Raw genomic sequence first — 15,809 nt, 5'->3', positions numbered from 1 at the left:
GTCCAGGCCCTCTTGGTGCCTCCGGGCCCTCCCGTGCGGCCGGTCCGGGAACCGGGGCCGGGCGGCGCGCGCGGGTCAGCCCTGGGCGAGGGCGCGGACCCGGTCGACGGTGCCGTTGAAGCGGTTGTGGTCGCCGACGGTCGGGCCGGTCGAGGTGTACTGCCACATCGTGTAGGTGCCCCAGCCCGCGGGCAGTTCACCGACGGTCGAGGCGTACCGGGCGATCCACAGCGGGGTGGTGGAGGCGAAGCCCGCGTAGTTGCCGGTGCACTGCTTCCACCAGCTCGTCGCCGTGTAGAGGACGGCGTCCCGGCCGGTGCGCGCCCGGTAGCGGTCCAGGAAGTCGCGGATCCAGCTCACCATCGAGCTGTGCGACTTGCCGTAGCAGGCGTCGCCGTAGGGGTTCCACTCGATGTCGAGCGCCCCCGGGAGCGTCCTGCCGTCCGGGCTCCAGCCGCCGCCGTGGTCGACGAAGTAGTCCGCCTGGGCGGCGCCGCTCGCGGTGTCGGGGGTCGCGAAGTGGTAGGTGCCGCGGATCATGCCCACGTCGTAGGAGCCGTCGTACTGCTGCTCGAAGTAGGGGTTGCGGTAGTACGTCCCCTCGGTCGCCTTCACGAAGGCCCACTTCACGCCGCTGTTCCACAGCGTCTGCCAGGCGACGTTCCCCTGGTGGCTGGAGACGTCCACCCCTTCCGTCTGGGTGGCGCGGTCGGCGGGCGGGGTTCCCCAGCGGCCGTCGTGGGCGACGACGCCCATGCCCATGGAGGCGGATCCGCGCGGGGGAGCGACGGGGCCGGGCTCGTCCGCCCGGGCGGTGTGGGGGAGGGAGAGGAGGGCGAGCAGGGTCGCCGCCGCGACGGTCGTGCGGGGTATGCGGGAAGCGCCGGACGGACCGGCGGCGCGCGACGCGCGGATTCTGCGGACGGGCATGTACGTGTCTCCGTAGGTCGTGGGCCGGCGGGGGCCGGCCGGGATCCGGACTGTGACCCGCCTCGCATGTAGTGGGCATGCCACCCGGGCGCCTGATAGAGAAGCTGCGCACGCGGAACGCGGAGCGGAGGGAAAAGTCCGGAAGCTGCCGTTGGTCTACGCCTGCGAAATACTGGCCAAGCCGCGACGGCGTCGCCACTTGGCGCGACACTCACGACCCGAAGGACCGAGGCAGGGGCTGACGTGCACGACAACGGAAACGGCGGCGGCGGACAGGCCGCCGCCCCGGCAGCCGGGGACCGGCTGGAACAGCCCGCATTCCTGGCCCTGGAGCGGGAGTTGACGGTGCTGCTGCGACGCGCCCGGGCCAACCAGGGGGAGATGGCCCGGGAGGTCCACCCGGACCTGGAGCCCTCCGCCTACGGGCTGCTCGTCCGTCTGGATGAATGCGGCCGGCAGCGGGCCACCGACCTCGCCGCCTACGTCGGCGTCGGCAAGGCCACGATGTCCCGTCAGGTCCACGCGCTCGAGGACCTCGGCCTGGTCACCCGCGAACCCGACCCCGCCGACGGCCGCGCCTGGCTGGTCGCCCTCACGGCGGAGGGCCGCGAGCGGGTGACCCGGGTCCGCGAGGCCCGCCGCGCCCGCTACGCCGGCCGCCTGGCCCACTGGGACTCCACCGAGGTCACCGAACTCGCCCGTCTGCTGAACCGGCTCAACCAGGAGATGGAGAGGTAGCGGCGGCGGGCTCGCGCGGGCCGCCACCCGGGCGGCCCGCGGGGGACCCTTCCCGGACCTTCCCGGAGACTTCCCGGACCCCTCCCGGACTGCACCCGCGGCGGCGCCCGAGCGCGCCCCGGACAGCCGGGGACGCGCCGTGCTCACAGCTCCACGAACACCACGGTCGCGTCGTCGTGCGTCTTGCTCCGGCCCAGCAGGACCCGCTCCGTGTCGGCCCGCTCCAGCTCCCGCACCCGGTCCACCAGCGCCCGCGCCCCCTCCTTGCGCACCAGGGCCAGGCAGTCCGCCCAGTCCCCCTCGCCGAACCGCTCCACCCAGCGGGTGGCACCGTCCGTCAGCGCGGCCAGGGCCCGCACCTCCCCGCGCGGCAGCGACCCGGTCACCGCGCGGGCGGACACCGACGGGTCCGCGGCCGCCGTGAAGAAGCCGCCCTCCCGGTTGCGCACCGTGGCGTCCACCAGGGCGTCCGTCGCCAGCGCCGAACGGGGCAGCAGGGCGAGCCGGTCGTCCAGCAGGGCCGTGACCGCGCCCCCGGGCGCCTCCACCAGCAACGCCGAGTCGGACAGCACCAGGTACTCGACCTCGCCCGGCGACCAGCGCGCCAGCACCACGGTTGCCTGCGGGGTCCGGGGGTGAGAAAGGTCACAGGTGTCCGCATGGGCGGCGGCGGTCCGGGAGATCGCCCGGGCCAGCAGATCGGCCAGCGGCACACCGGGCAGCGAAACGGTCAGTTCGGACAGGGCCCCGCCCAGGTGCGCGGTGAACCAGGGGACGGAATGGAGACAGCCGGTGCCGTCCGGCGGCGGCGTCACCCCGTCCAGCACCACGAGGGTGCCGCCTTCCCCCGACGCGGGCAGGCCCACACTCGCGAAGTCCTCGTTGGGGCGGCCCGCGTCCCCGGGCTCCGAAACCAGCTCAGTGCGCATCCGGCCAGTCTGCACGACCCCTTCACAAGGGTCGCCGAAGACCACCCCTCCTGCCCCGGATCCCCCCGGTGACGCAGGTCAGGTGCCTGGTTTGGGGCGTATTGCAGACTCCCGGAAACGCGTGGCGGCGAATATTGCCACCGCCCGGCCCCCACGTCCAACCGGTATGCGGTGGAAGGCCCCTGCGCGCGGCCCCGGAACTTGCCCACCAACTCCCGTCCGATGTTCACTCCTTCGAGTGGCGGGTCAGGTGATGCGCTTTCCCTGTCCTCCCCCGCTGGGAGGGTCGGGCGTTGGCGGCCCTGCCGCCCGGGTGGCGTGGACGGCTCGGGGGAGGCGCGGACACGCCCGTTGACGGAGCGTCACCCGGACCCACGGGTACACGAGTCAGGAATGCGAGCACCGGTGCAGAAGACGCGGCCTCGTCGCCCAGGCAAGCAGCCGACCCCGACGGGGGACGCCGAACGGACACCCACCGTCGGCAGGGGCCGCCCCACCCACGTACGCAACCGGCTCATCGTGGCCGTCGCCGTCGTGGCCGCGGCGATCGCCGGAGCCGGCGCACCCTCCGTGCTCGCCGCCTCGGCCGAACTCAGCGACGCCCAGGACCTGGTGAACCTCGCCGAGCAGACCCAGGACGCGCTCAGCCTCGCGCACTCCCTGGCCGACGAGCGCGACGAGGTCACCTCCTACATCGCGGCCGGCCGCCCCCGGTCCAAGGCGCCCTCCGAGCAGCACAGCTCCCGCGTCGACCGCCTCGTCGAGGAGATGCGCGCCGACTCCGACACCTCCGACGCGCTGCGCGACGACCTCGACGCCGTCGCCGCCGTCCGCAGGGCGGCGCTCACCGGCAAGAGCAGTGCCCTCGAAGCACACGGCGCCTACTCCGCCGCGATCACCGAACTGCACCGCCTCGCCGAGCGGCTGGCCGACCGGACCCCGCCGCGCGCGGGCTCCGGCGCGCACTCCCTCGCCGACCTCGACACCGCCGTCCAGCAGGCCGCCGCCGCCCGGGGACTGCTGCTCGCCGCCTTCAACGTGCCGAGCACCCCCCAGACCGTCATCGACCCCCTCACCGGGGCGGCCACCACCACCTCCGTCTCCTCCGAGGCCGACGCCGAGCGGCGCGACGAGCTGACCGCCGCCGCCATGGAGGCCCGGGTGCGCTCCGACGCCGCCCTCGCCGCCTTCCGCGACACCGCGCCCAAGGCGGCCCGCTCCTCCTACGACGCCACCGTCACCGGCCACGAGGTCAACTCCGCCGAGAAGTACCTCGCCAAGCTCACCGACGCCCCCACCCTCTCCGACGGCGAGCTCGCCACCAGCACCAAGAAGCTCCAGGCCGCGCTCACCGCCCGCGTCGAGACCATGCGCGGCGTGGAGTCGTCCCTCTACGACAAGCGCGGCAAGGAACTCGCCCAGCTGCGCGACGACGACGTCACCGCCCTGGAGATCCGGGTCGCCGTCCTCGGCGCGCTGATGCTGGTCGCCGTCGCCGTCGCCACCGCGATGGCCCGCACCCTCACCCGCCCCCTCTCCGTGCTGCGGCGCGGCAGCGCACGGCTCGCGGAGGCCGAGAACCCGGTCGGCGAGGACCCGATCACCTTCACCGGCCGCAACGACGAGTTCGCCCAGGTCGTCCGCTCCGTCAACGCCCTGCACGCGCACGCCGCCGGGCTCGCCGAACGCGTGGCCACCCTGGAGGCCGACCGCAAGCACCTCGTCGGCCAGCGCCAGAAGATGGCCGACGCCCGCGAGGAACTGCGCGCCGAACTCGCCGAGTCGGCCGCCCACCTGGAGCGCCTGCGCACCAGCATCGGCGGCACCTTCGTCAGCCTCGCCCTGCGCACCCTCGGCCTGGTGGAACGGCAACTGGGCGTCATCGAGTCGCTGGAGGAGCGCGAGGACGACCCGGACCGGCTCGCCACCCTGTTCAAGCTGGACCACTTCGCCACGGTGATGCGCCGGCACAGCGAGAACCTCCTCGTCCTCGCCGGCACCGAGCACGTCCAGCGCACCGCCGGGCCGGTGCCCCTGGTCGACGTGGTGCGGGCCGCCGTCAGCGAGATCGAGCGGTACGAACGCGTCCGCATCGCCGCGCTGCCGCCGCACGCGCACATCGCCGGGTTCGCCGCGGACGACCTCTCCCACCTGCTCGCCGAACTGATGGAGAACGCCACCTCCTTCTCCCCGCCGGACCTGCCCGTCGAGATCTCCGGCTGGCTGATGGAGAACGGCGAGGTCATGCTCTCCGTCCAGGACGAGGGCATCGGCATGGCCGCCGACCGGCTGGAGCGGCTCAACGAACGCCTGACCGCGTTCGACCCGGAGGCCCCCTACGAGCAGGAGGGCGAGGACGGTCTCGGCCTCGGCCTGTACGTCGTCGCCCGGCTGGCCCAGCGGCACGGCCTGCGGGTGAAGCTGCGGGAGCAGAAGCAGGGCGGGATCGCCGCGGTCGTCGTCGTCCCCCAGCCGCTGCTCGCCGCGCCCACCCCGTCCGCCGTGCCCGCCACTGGTCCCGTGCCGGGCGGCGCGGCGTCCTACTCGCTGCCGGGTGCCGACGCCGAGGCCAACTCCAACGTCCTGCACGGCCGCACGGAGAGCGACGACCCGCTGGTCGACCTCGCGGAGCGGTCCCTGGCCCGGGAGGAATCCGCGGCCCCGGCCGAGGAGCCGGAGCAGCCCGGCCGGCCGGACCCGGCGGACCGGGAAAGCCCGGCCGAGGGAGCCGAGGAGCCCCGGGCGAACGACCTCCCCGGCGACGCGGCGGACGACCTCCCCGGCGGCGTGGCGCGGGACGCGGTGGCGCGTGACGCCGGCCGCCCCGGCCCGGACGCCTCGGAGCGGGTGGATCACGCGGCGGCCGAGGACGGGACCGACCCGGCCGGCTCCGCGGGGCAGGAGCCCGGCGAGCAGCGGGCCGCGGGCCACGACGCGGAGGCTCCGGGTGAGCCCCACGCCGCGGACGCTTCCGCCGCCGCTGCCTCCGACACCGCCCCCGGCGCGGACGCCGAGGAGCCGGACACCCCCGGCGCCGCCGTTCCGGACGCCGACACGGCGAACGCCGACACGTCCTCCGACACGGCGAGCACCAGAACCTCCGCCGACGCCGACGCCGACGCCGACGCCGACGCCGATACCGACGCCGACGCCGATGCGCCCGCCCCCGGCGCCCCCGCAGACGCCGACGTGCCCGCCGACCATGCCGGACAGGACGGCCCCGCCCGCCCCGTACCGCCGCAGCGGCCCGCCGAGACCACGATGGAGCTGCTGATCCCGGCCCCGTCGCAGCCGGGCGACGACCGCGCGACCGGACCGGACCACCGAGGCGGCACGCCGGACGCTCCCGACGACGCTCCCGCCCCCTCCCCGGCCGTCCCCGCCCAGCAGACCGGCGCGGACGCCGACGCGGCGACCCGCACCGACGCGGCGACCCGCACCGACGCGGCGACCCGCACCGACGCCGGGGCGGACACCGAGCACGCCCGGGTCCCCGACGGCCCGGCCGCCGACGGGCCCGAGGCCGCCGAACCGGTCACCGCCAAGGGCCTGCCCAAGCGCACACCCAGGATCACCGCACCCGCCGAGACCCCACGGCCGCGCACCGGCTCCGTGGACGCGGAGGCCCTGCGCCGCCGCCTCGGCGGCTTCCGCCGGGGGGCGGAGGCCGGTTACCGGGACGTCGAGGCGGAGATCAACGAGCAGACGGGACCCCACCGGGCACCGTCCGCCGCCACCGCACCGCAGGCGGCACGCGCCAGGGACGCCGAGGACACCACCGGCACCGCAGCGGCCGCGACCGAAGAAGCCACGGGGGGCACCGTCGAGGAGGCAAGCAGTTGACCGCGCCCAGTACCTTCGGACTGAGCAGTGAGGCCCGCAACCTGCACTGGCTGCTGACCAACCTCGTCGAGGAGGTGCCCGGCATCCTCTCCGTCGCCGTGGTCTCCTCCGACGGACTGCTGCTGCTCTCCTCCGACGCCGACCGCGTCACCGCCGCCCGTGCCGCCCGCGCCGAGAAGCGCACCGGCCCCCGCGGCTCCGCCGCCGACCTCGCGACCATCGTCTCCGGCATCGGCAGCCTCACCGTCGGCGCCGCGAAGCTGATGGACTCCGGGCCGGTCAAGCACACCATGGTCGCGATGGACGAGGGCAGCCTGTTCATCATGTCGATCAGCGACGGCTCGCTGCTCGGCGTGCACGGCTCCGCGGACTGCGACATGAGCGTGGTCGCGTACCACATGGCCCTGTTCGTGGGCCGGGCCGGCCACGTCCTGACCCCCGAACTGCGGCACGAACTGCGCCAGTCCCTGGAGACCGAGTCCGCCGGGAGCACCCGATGAGCAGTACGCCCAGGAAACAGCTACCGGTGCGCGGCGGTGACCGCAAACCCGCCCGCGTGCGCCCCTACTCGCTGACCGGGGGCCGGACCCGTTTCGGCCACGTCCTGCTCGTGGAGACCTTCGTCGCGAGCACCGCCGCCCTGGAGGCCCCCGAGGAGCGGAAGGAACTGACGAGCGGAGGGCTCTCGGCGGTCATGCCGGAGAGCAGGGCCATCGTCGAACTGTGCCGCCGGATGCGGACGGTGGCCGAGATCGCCGCGCTGCTCAGGATGCCGCTCGGCGTGGTCCGCGTCCTGCTCAGCGACCTGGCGGACCAGGGAAAGATCCGTGTCCACGGAACCGGGACCGGCCACGGCACGGGCCGCCCCGACCGCGCGTTGCTGGAAAGGGTGCTGAGTGGACTCCGCCGTCTCTGACGCCGCCCCCGGTGTCTCCCCGCTCGTCGAAGGCGACGAGCCCCTGCTGCCCTGGCAGACGGACCGCACCCGGGCGCCGATCGCCACGAAGATCGTCGTGGCCGGCGGCTTCGGCGTCGGCAAGACGACCCTCGTCACCGCCGTCTCGGAGATCACGCCCCTGCAGACCGAGGCGCTGATGACCGAGGCGAGCGAGGGCACCGACGACCTCACCGCCACGCCGGAGAAGCTCACCACCACGGTGGCCATGGACTTCGGCCGCATCACGCTCGACGACGACCTGGTGCTCTACCTCTTCGGCACCCCCGGCCAGCAGCGCTTCTGGTTCATGTGGGACGACCTGGTGCGCGGCGCGATCGGCGCGGTCGTCCTCGCCGACACCCGGCGGCTGAAGGACTGCTGGCCGGCCCTGGACTACTTCGAGAGCTGCGGGCTGCCGTACGTCGTCGCGGTCAACCACTTCGACGGCAGCGAGCGCTTCGAACCGGAGGACGTGCGGGAGGCGTTGACGATCCCCGCGCACATACCCGTCATGATCATGGACGCGCGCAGCCGGATCTCGGCCATCGAGACCCTGTTGTCCCTCGTGGGCCACGCGCTCGACGAAACCCCCGAGTAGGAGTCACCCCCGTATGCGGAAGATACTCGTCGTCGGAGCCGGCCAGTCCGGCCTCCAGCTCGCTCTCGGCCTCCAGTCGCACGGGTACGACGTCACCCTGATGTCGAACCGGACCGCGGACGAGATACGCACCGGCCGGGTGATGTCGACGCAGTGCATGTTCCACACCGCGCTCCAGCACGAGCGCGACCTCCAGCTGAACTTCTGGGAGTCCCAGGCGCCGAAGATCCGCGGCCTGGGCGTCTCGGTCGCCGCCCCCGGCTCCCACGACCCGGGCCCCACCCAGCGCGCCATCAACTGGCTGGGCATGCTCGACGGTTTCGCGCAGTCCGTGGACCAGCGGGTGAAGATGGCGGGCTGGATGGAGACCTTCGCCCAGCGCGGCGGCCGGCTCGTCATCCACGGCGTGGCGGTCGGCGACCTCGACTACTTCTCCCGCGCCTACGACCTCGTGCTGGTCTCGGCCGGCAAGGGCGAGCTGGTGCAGATGTTCGGCCGCGACGCCGGACGCTCCCCGTACAGCGAGCCGCAGCGCGCCCTCGCGGTCGCCTACGTGCACGGACTCGCGCCCCGCCCGGAGCACCCGGACACCGAGGCCGTCCGCTGCAACGTGGTCCCCGGCGTCGGCGAGATGTTCATCATGCCGACCCTCACCACCACGGGCCGCGCCGACATCCTGTTCTGGGAGGGCATCCCCGGAGGCCCGCTGGACGCCTTCAAGGACGTCAAGGACCCGGGCGAGCACCTCGCCCTCACCCTGGACCTGATGAAGACCTTCCTCCCCTGGGAGTACGAGCGCACCCCCGGGGTCGAACTGACCGACGCGGGCGGCACCCTCGCCGGCCGCTACGCCCCGACCGTCCGCAACCCCATCGGGCGGCTGCCCAGCGGCGGGGCGGTCCTCGGGGTCGCCGACGTGGTCGTCGCCAACGACCCGATCACCGGCCAGGGCTCCAACTCGGCGTCCAAGTGCGCCGCGTCCTACCTCGCCTCCATCCTCGAACACGGCGACAAGCCCTTCGACGAGAGCTGGATGCAGCAGACCTTCGACCGCTACTGGGAGACCGCCCGGCACGTCACCAAGTGGACGAACGCGATGCTCGCGCCGCCGCCCGAGCACGTGCTGAACCTGTTCGGCGCGGGCGGGCAGTTCCAGACGGTGGCGGACCGTTTCGTCAACTGCTTCGACGACCCGTCCGACCTGGAGAACTTCTTCTTCGACCCGGCCAAGGCGGACGCCTACCTGGCCGAGGTCGCCGGCGCCGCGGCCGGTCCCGCCGGCGCGCCCGCCTCCGCGTAGCCCTCGTCGGATCCCTCCGTGGCCCCCTCGGGGAGCTCGGGCGGCTCGTAATGCCGCAGGGGCTCCCCGTCCGGGTCGGGGCGCACCGCGCCCAGCACCGGGTTCGCGGCGATGGGGGAGACCTTCACCCGCGCCCCCGGACGCGGCGCCTGCACCACCATCCCGTCGCCCAGGTACAGGGCGACGTGGGTGGCCTCGGGGAAGTACACGACGAGGTCCCCGGGCCGCAGCCGGTCCAGCGGGACACGCTCCAGCTCCGCCCACTGCTCCTGGCTGGTGCGGGGGACGGATGCCCCGGCCGCGGCCCACGCCTCGGACGTCAGCCCCGAACAGTCGTAGGCCGCCGGGCCCTCCGCGCCCCACTCATAGGGCTTGCCGATCTGCTCGACGGCGTACCGCACGGCCCGCTCACCCGCCGCGGTCGGGGTGCGCCCGGGGCCGGGGGAGCCGAGCGCTCCGGAGGCGAGGAACTCCTCCTGCCGCTCGGCCGTCCGCGTCCGCTCCAGCTCGGCGAGGGCGGCCAGCTCCTCGGTGCTGAGCGAGGCGAGCAGTTCCTCGACCTCACCGAGCCGTCGGCGCACCTCGTCGCGCTGCTCGCGGTGCCGCTCGGCGAGCACGAGCTGGTCGTCGAGGGCCTTGCGGGCGCGGCGGGCGAGCGCGGCGGCCCGCTGCTCGCCGGCGGCCAGCCGTCCCACCGTCTCGGTCCGCTCCCGCGCCACCCGGCCGATCACGTGCCGCTGCTCCAGCGCGCGCTGCGGGTCCCGCGCCAGCAGCAGCCGCAGGTAGGGCGAGAGGTCGGAGCTGTTCTGGTACTGCTGCCGGGCCAGCCGTCCGGCCGCGCCCCGGCTGTCGTGGAGGGTCAGCCGGGCCCGGGCGAGGGCGCGGTCCAGCCGGGCGGTCTCGGCACGCTGCTTCCTCAGCCGCTCCTCGGTCGCGTTGAAGGTCTCGGTGGCCCTGCCGGCCTCCCGGTACAGCTCCTGAAGCTCCGTCAGCAGCTCCGCGACCGACCGGCCTTCGGCGCCGGGCACGTCCGTCCGCGCTCCGGCGGCCGCGCCGGACGCGCTCCGCTCCGGCCCGCTGCCCGTGGCGCCGGGCGACGGTGCGGGCACGGCGGCCGCGGGCAGTGGCGCGAACACCGCTCCGGCGGCCAGCGCCGCCGTGCACACCAGACGCAGCACCCTTGCTGACACGTCATCACCTCCGATCCGGGGCGGCTTCTCCGCTCCGCATCGCGAGCATCAGACGGTCCTGCGCGGCCCGCGCGCCGGGTGTGCGCGGTTCGGCGCAACGGGGTCACCCGTGCGCGTCGTCCGGCTTGCCCGGCGGCGTGGCGTCCGGACGGCCGGCCGGCCGGGACCACGGCCAGCGCGGACGGCCCGCCGACCGGTCGGCACCGGGGTCGTACACGTACTTCCACCCCCGGGTCAGCCCCGTCCGCCCGCTGTGGCCGCGGGGCGTGCGCCGGTAGACCAGCACGGTCTCCGGGCCGCCGTCGGGCGCCGGGACGGGGATGCGGTACGTCTTGGGCGGATGCCCGGTCATGCCCAGCAGCACGGGCAGGACGCGGCCGTCCATGGGCCCGCCCTCGAAGGGGGTGTCTTGGCTCTTCACCGGACCAGTGTCCGTCATCCGCCCGGCCGGCCCGCGTCCGCCGCCCGCCCGAGGGCGGTGCCGGTCAGCCGTCGGCCGCCAGCGCCCGGACCAGTTCCTCGGTCTGCGCGTCGCGCCGTCCGGTGACCTCCAGGCCCGCCACGAACTGCTCCACGAGCCAGTCCCGCAGCTCCTGGGCCGGGGGCTGCTGGTCCTCGTCCAGCCAGATCAGCGAAGCGGCCTCCACGGCGGTGATCCACATCCGGATCGTCATCCGCAGGCGGGGCCCGGCCGCGTCGACCCCCAGATGGTTCAGGATGTGTTCGGCGGCGGCCCGGCGCACGCCGTCCACGATCGCGGTCGTCCGGGAGGTCTCCACGACGCTGCCGCCCTGGAGCAGCGCGCTGAACCCCGCGCCGTGCTCGTCCACGAAGGCCAGGTAGCGGTCCAGGGCCCGGGACAGCCGGGGCAGCCGCGGGCCCTCGTGCGGCTCGTCGAAGCAGTGCCGCAGCTCGTCGGCGGCGGACCCGAGGGCCGCCTCGTACAGCTGCTGCTTGCCGCCGGGGAAGTACCGGTAGACCAGGGGCCGCGACACCCCGGCCGCCTCCGCCACGTCGTCCAGGGAGACGTCCTCGGGGGCGCTGTGGGCGAAGAGGGACAGTGCGGCGTCGAGGAGCTGACTGCGGCGCTCCTCGACGCTGAGCCGCCGGTAGGCGGGGGTGGGGGCCTGCGGGGTCATGCCCCGCAGCGTAACCGCCCGCACCCCGGACCGGTGGGGGCGGCCGGGGCGGCGGCCCCGCACCCCGCCGAACCTGATCGACCACTGGGCTGAACGCGGTCGCGAACCCGCGCCGACACCTCTGCCGGCCTGCGAGCCGTCGGGGCTGCCCTCGGGCCCGTTGTCCGAGCACACGGCTCAAGCGCAGGGGGCGGGGACGCAGGACGCAGCACCGCGGCCCCGAACGCGACCAGAGTGCCGAGCAGGCGTGCGGCCAGAATGACGACCGGGTCCGCCGCTCCCCTGCCCGGCACCGCCCCAGGACATCGGCCATGGCCGCCCACGCCTGCCTGACCGTCCTGGGTGCCCACAGGCCGGACACCGGGTGAGCGGAAACGGATCCCTCAGCTCGTCCACCACGACCTCGCCGGGATCAGACGGCTGATCACCGCCTCACCGTTGCAGCACTAGGCTCTTCCCAGAACGTGACCAGGGGGTAGAGCAGTGCGAATAGAGCGTCACCAGGTGGGCGAAGCGGCCGTGCGAGCAGCGCGCGAGGACTTCACGAACCGCATCGGAGGCTACGTCCGGTCGATGTCACGGGTCGACCGGATGTCCACTTACACATGGCAGTCGATCGCCGACCAGTTCCTCGATCACCTGGGCGCGCTCTCCGTCGAAACGCCCTGTCTCGACACGGCGGAGGCCAAGGCCGTCCTCGAGGACGCCTGCGAGGCGGCGGCCGGCGCCGTCGCCTACGCCGCCTACCACCCCCACTGCGCCTTCCAGGTCTTCCTGCACTACGTGAACTTCGGCATGTGCTACGACCCGGGTGACGACGCCCCCGAGGAGAGCGTCGCGCCCGGGAAATGGATCGACGCGCTCTGCCTGGCCGTCCTCGGGGACAAGGCCAAGTGGCACGGCGAGGCCTTCCACTTCGCCCGGCAGAAGTTCGCCGAGCGGCTGAAGGGCACGCCCACCGGTGAACTCGCCACGGGTCTGACGGCCGTGGTCCTGGACGACACCGGCGACGACGAGGACTACCCGCCGAGCGCGCGGGCCAAGCTCACCGCCGTCGACGCTGCCCTCGACCGGATCCGGATCCGCGCCGAGGAGACCGGCAAGCCGCTGCTGGACCGGCCGGACAGCGTGGCACTGCGGGCGCTGCGCGCGCTGGCCGCCGAGGACCGGGAAACCTTCGACGCCGCACTGGCCGACGTCCTTGCTCGACACGCCGCTCAGCACGGCCCCACGGCCTCCCCGAGCAGCCTGCTGCCCCTCGTTCCCCTCGCGCTCGCCGCGCTCGCTCACCGGGCCCTGGGCTGGGCGCCTGCCGTCCACACCGACTACCTCCCGCGCGCCCTGGTCACCGGCTTCGAGACCCCCGGCCCACGGGTCGCCGGGTTCGGCCGGGACCGGCGGCCCGACGCGGTCGCCGCGCTCGCCGCGGGTCCGCTGGCGGTGGAGCGGCCGGCTCTCGACTGGACGGTCAGCCCGCGGACCCAGGAAATGTACGACAAACGCGTCCGGGAGGTGTGCACCCCCAGCGCCGGGGAACCCCTGGCCGCCCGGCGGCTCGCCCGGGTCATGAACGATCAGGAGCGCCTCTTCAAGCGGTACGCGGGGAGCCCGGAAGAGGCCACGCAGACCCAGCTCACGGCCCTCCGGCTGGCCTCCCGGACGGGGGCCGCCCTCTTCCGGATCGCACTGGCGGAGCCGGGCACCGAGGTCGAGGTGTCCATCGACGGCCACCGAGTCCGCTGTACGGCTGAGCGGGGCGAGCATGCCGGCGCCGGCACGTGGCAGAAGGCCACCGCCCTGGCACTCATCACGGGCGCGCGCGAGGACCTCGCCCCGCTGGTCCTCACCGGCCCTGCCTTCGCCCGTCCGGACGGCTCCGCGTTCGGTGCGTACCGCGAGGCCCTCCACGCCTATCTGAAGGGCACCGATCCCGAACCGGCCGCGCAGCGGGCCGTGCGGCAGGCTGAGAGGGTCGAGGTCCGGGGTCTCGCCATGCCGCCTGCCGTGCTGCTGTCGCAACTCGTGGACGGCGACGAGGAGAGCTTCAACCTGGCCCTGGCCGACGCACTCGAGGCCCACCGAGCGTATTACCAGGTCGCCGACCGCGCCGACGACCCGGACGCCTCAGTGGACCTCGACGTCCTCGCCCTGGCCTGCCACGCCCGCCGCCGCGGATGGACCATCCGCGTGGAAACCCCCTACCTCCCGCAGCGCATCCTGCAGGCCGCCGAACCGTTCTAGTGCCGGTGCCGTAGCACTACGCCAGCAGCCCCGACGACTTCCACAGGCGCCGGCCCACGCCGCGCAGCACGCCGATGTCGTCCAGGAAGTCCGTGAGCCGCTTGGACCCCTGCTGCATCACGTCCCGCCGGTGCCCGCTCGCCTTCACCTGGGCGAGGGCCTCGCGCTTGTCGAGGCCGACGTTGGTGTAGACCTCCGGGTTCACGAAGGCGACCGAGAAGACCCGGGCGAACTCGCCGGAGGTGATGCGGGTGAACTCCTGGGACCACTTCGGCGCGGTCACCATCTGGCGCCGCAGCTCCTCACGCGCGTACCGCACGTGACGGGCCTCCTCGACGACGTGGATGCGCGTGACGCCCCGGATCAGCGGCTGCACGCGCTCGTCGGGGAACGTGAGCCGCTGCATCCAGTCCAGGACCTCCTCGCCGAGCAGGGTGGCCGTGAAGGAGCCCGGGGTGGTCGAGATGGTCTTGAACAGCCGGCCGAGCTGCTGGTGGACGCGGCTGACGGGGTACCAGGGGGTGCCGCCGTGGGTGATCAGCCGGGCGAACATCTTGGAGTGCCGGCACTCGTCCTCGATCTCGGTGAGCGCGTACCGCACGTGGGCGCTCGTCGCGGACTTGTCGTAGATGTGCCGCACCAGCAGCTGCATGAGGATGATCTCGAACCAGATGCCGAGCGAGGCGAGGGCCGCGGCCTCGTGCTGGGACAGCAGGATGCGCTGCTCCTCGCTCATCCGCTTCCACATCGGGGTGTCGTACAGGGACACCAGCTCGGGAGGCCAGAACCACTTGCCCTCCTCGAAGGGCGCCTCCCAGTCCAGCTCCTTGTCCGGGTCGAAGGAGTGCTTGGCGGAAGAGTCGAGCAGCCGCTGGGCGACCTGCTCGCGGTCCTTGAGCAGGCCGAGCGCGTCGCGCAGGCCGTCCAGCGCGTCGGCTTCCGTCAGGGTCGTCATGGCGGTTCCACCTCATGGGCGTCTCGGGTTACCGGTGGTTCACCCCACTTATGAGACTGCCTGTCAGCAAGGTCGTCAATCCCTCCGGCACGACTTGTTGACGAACGGTCTATCGGGCGGAGTGTGTCAACGGCTCGCCCGTGCTCCTGCTCCACCTCGTCGGGCGTCGGAAAGCGGACGCGCCCTGGGTACGCCGGCCGTGCCGTTTCCCGTGGACACCGATCTCACCGCCGTCCACCGCCGTCCACCGCCGTCCAGCGCCGTCCGTGGGGCCTGTCGGGGTCCTGGGGCGTGTTCCGCCCTACGGGTTGTCGTCACCTGTCACGCCCACATCAGCAGCGATGCGAGGGTGACAGCTGCTTGGCAGGACTCGGCGGTTTTGTCGTAGCGGGTGGCGATGCCGCGCCACTGCTCGAGGCGGTTGAAGCACCGTTCGACGACGTGCCCCTGCCTGGCGTACCTCACGGATGTGTTACTTCGTCAGCCGGTGCCCGGTCGGCTCCGCGTTTCTCCGGACACGGGCCGTCGGTGGTCCTCCTCGCGAGGTTGGGAGCGCTACCCCAGTTCGTCGGCGCGCCGCTGGAGGCGCTCGGCGAAGGTGTCCCAGTCGGGCCCGAAGGACAGGAGGTCGGCGGCGGCTTCCCTCAGCAGCTGTGGGTCGTCGGGGCGTTGCAGACAAGCAAGGCGGTAGGCGAGGTTTCTGGCCCAGGGTGGCAGGGCCATCCAGTCCTCGGTGAGGACCTCCCGGAGCATGGCGAGGATGTCGTCGGCCGTCGCAAAGGTGAGCTGCTCGACGAAATCACGGGAGGCTTCGACGACCTGCCGGCTGTCGGCGGCGTCGATCGCACGGCTGAGGTTCCTCGCCGCGGGAGTGAGGTCGGGCATGGTCGGGGTCTCCTGGTGGTTCTCGACCGGTGCGCCCAGGTCCGGGGCGGGGTCGTGGCGGCGGCGACGGGGCCAGACCTTAGCAGCCGGTCCCTTCGCCGGCCGGAGGGGCACGGGCGCGGCC

At 73.7% G+C, this 15,809-nt stretch carries 15 protein-coding genes; 7 read left to right on the top strand and 8 right to left on the bottom strand.

Annotation, left to right across the window (positions count from 1 at the left end; translation table 11 throughout):
• Positions 1-75 precede the first annotated feature (75 nt).
• Positions 76-930 (bottom strand): lysozyme, encoded by an 855-nt coding sequence (locus ACSU53_RS09600; protein WP_437026427.1) that lies wholly within the window; start codon positions 928-930, stop codon positions 76-78.
• 243 nt (positions 931-1,173) lie between these two features.
• Between ACSU53_RS09600 and ACSU53_RS09595 the strand changes: the two genes are divergently transcribed.
• Positions 1,174-1,668 carry a MarR family winged helix-turn-helix transcriptional regulator gene (locus ACSU53_RS09595; protein ID WP_437026426.1) on the top strand — a complete coding sequence of 165 codons (495 nt, stop codon included), beginning with the start codon at positions 1,174-1,176 and terminating at the stop codon, positions 1,666-1,668.
• A 143-nt stretch (positions 1,669-1,811) separates the two neighbouring features.
• Here ACSU53_RS09595 and ACSU53_RS09590 read toward each other — a convergent pair whose 3' ends face one another.
• Complete coding sequence (locus ACSU53_RS09590) at positions 1,812-2,597, bottom strand: protein phosphatase 2C domain-containing protein (RefSeq protein ID WP_437026424.1); 786 nt, start codon at positions 2,595-2,597, stop codon at positions 1,812-1,814.
• Positions 2,598-3,002: 405 nt separating this feature from the next.
• Between ACSU53_RS09590 and ACSU53_RS09585 the strand changes: the two genes are divergently transcribed.
• The 5 genes from ACSU53_RS09585 to ACSU53_RS09565 are packed head-to-tail and all read left to right on the top strand — an operon-like array spanning position 3,003 to position 9,275.
• On the top strand, positions 3,003-6,440 hold the full coding sequence (locus ACSU53_RS09585) for a nitrate- and nitrite sensing domain-containing protein (RefSeq protein WP_437026422.1): 3,438 nt from the start codon (positions 3,003-3,005) through the stop codon (positions 6,438-6,440).
• Positions 6,437-6,940: a roadblock/LC7 domain-containing protein gene (locus ACSU53_RS09580; protein ID WP_437026420.1), complete on the top strand. Its 504-nt coding sequence runs from the start codon at positions 6,437-6,439 to the stop codon at positions 6,938-6,940. The genes ACSU53_RS09585 and ACSU53_RS09580 overlap by 4 nt, the downstream gene beginning before the upstream one ends.
• On the top strand, positions 6,937-7,356 hold the full coding sequence (locus ACSU53_RS09575; RefSeq protein WP_437026418.1) for a DUF742 domain-containing protein: 420 nt from the start codon (positions 6,937-6,939) through the stop codon (positions 7,354-7,356). Before ACSU53_RS09580 ends, ACSU53_RS09575 begins: the two co-directional genes overlap by 4 nt.
• A complete protein-coding gene (locus tag ACSU53_RS09570) occupies positions 7,337-7,975 on the top strand; it encodes a GTP-binding protein (protein WP_432054213.1) in 639 nt (212 codons plus the stop codon). Before ACSU53_RS09575 ends, ACSU53_RS09570 begins: the two co-directional genes overlap by 20 nt.
• A 13-nt stretch (positions 7,976-7,988) precedes the next feature.
• A complete protein-coding gene (locus ACSU53_RS09565) occupies positions 7,989-9,275 on the top strand; it encodes a styrene monooxygenase/indole monooxygenase family protein (protein WP_437026416.1) in 1,287 nt (428 codons plus the stop codon).
• On the opposite strand, the gene ACSU53_RS09560 is transcribed toward ACSU53_RS09565, so the two are convergent.
• From ACSU53_RS09560 to ACSU53_RS09550, 3 genes are all read right to left on the bottom strand, one after another.
• Complete coding sequence (locus ACSU53_RS09560) at positions 9,215-10,465, bottom strand: NlpC/P60 family protein (RefSeq protein ID WP_437026414.1); 1,251 nt, start codon at positions 10,463-10,465, stop codon at positions 9,215-9,217. The two genes, ACSU53_RS09565 and ACSU53_RS09560, sit on opposite strands and share 61 nt — an antisense overlap.
• A 103-nt stretch (positions 10,466-10,568) precedes the next feature.
• Positions 10,569-10,886: a hypothetical protein gene (locus ACSU53_RS09555; RefSeq protein ID WP_437026413.1), complete on the bottom strand. Its 318-nt coding sequence runs from the start codon at positions 10,884-10,886 to the stop codon at positions 10,569-10,571.
• Between the two features lie 64 nt (positions 10,887-10,950).
• The gene (locus ACSU53_RS09550; protein WP_437026411.1) at positions 10,951-11,604 is read right to left on the bottom strand and encodes a TetR/AcrR family transcriptional regulator; all 654 of its coding nucleotides are present in this window, start codon (positions 11,602-11,604) and stop codon (positions 10,951-10,953) included.
• Between the two features lie 591 nt (positions 11,605-12,195).
• Here ACSU53_RS09550 and ACSU53_RS09545 point away from each other — a divergent pair.
• On the top strand, positions 12,196-13,845 hold the full coding sequence (locus tag ACSU53_RS09545) for an immunity 49 family protein (protein WP_437026409.1): 1,650 nt from the start codon (positions 12,196-12,198) through the stop codon (positions 13,843-13,845).
• A gap of 16 nt (positions 13,846-13,861) precedes the next feature.
• Here ACSU53_RS09545 and ACSU53_RS09540 read toward each other — a convergent pair whose 3' ends face one another.
• From ACSU53_RS09540 to ACSU53_RS09530, 3 genes are all read right to left on the bottom strand, one after another.
• On the bottom strand, positions 13,862-14,800 hold the full coding sequence (locus tag ACSU53_RS09540) for an AurF N-oxygenase family protein (protein ID WP_437026407.1): 939 nt from the start codon (positions 14,798-14,800) through the stop codon (positions 13,862-13,864).
• 321 nt (positions 14,801-15,121) lie between these two features.
• A complete protein-coding gene (locus ACSU53_RS09535; RefSeq protein WP_437026405.1) occupies positions 15,122-15,265 on the bottom strand; it encodes a hypothetical protein in 144 nt (47 codons plus the stop codon).
• A 90-nt stretch (positions 15,266-15,355) separates the two neighbouring features.
• Positions 15,356-15,685, bottom strand: a complete 330-nt coding sequence (locus ACSU53_RS09530; protein WP_437026403.1) for a hypothetical protein — start codon at positions 15,683-15,685, stop codon at positions 15,356-15,358.
• Positions 15,686-15,809 lie beyond the last annotated feature (124 nt).

The organism is Streptomyces sp. enrichment culture (assembly GCF_964273255.1).
Lineage (GTDB): Bacteria > Actinomycetota > Actinomycetes > Streptomycetales > Streptomycetaceae > Streptomyces.
The sequence above is the reverse complement of the archived record's forward strand: the minus strand, read 5'-3'. Positions and strand labels throughout refer to the sequence as shown.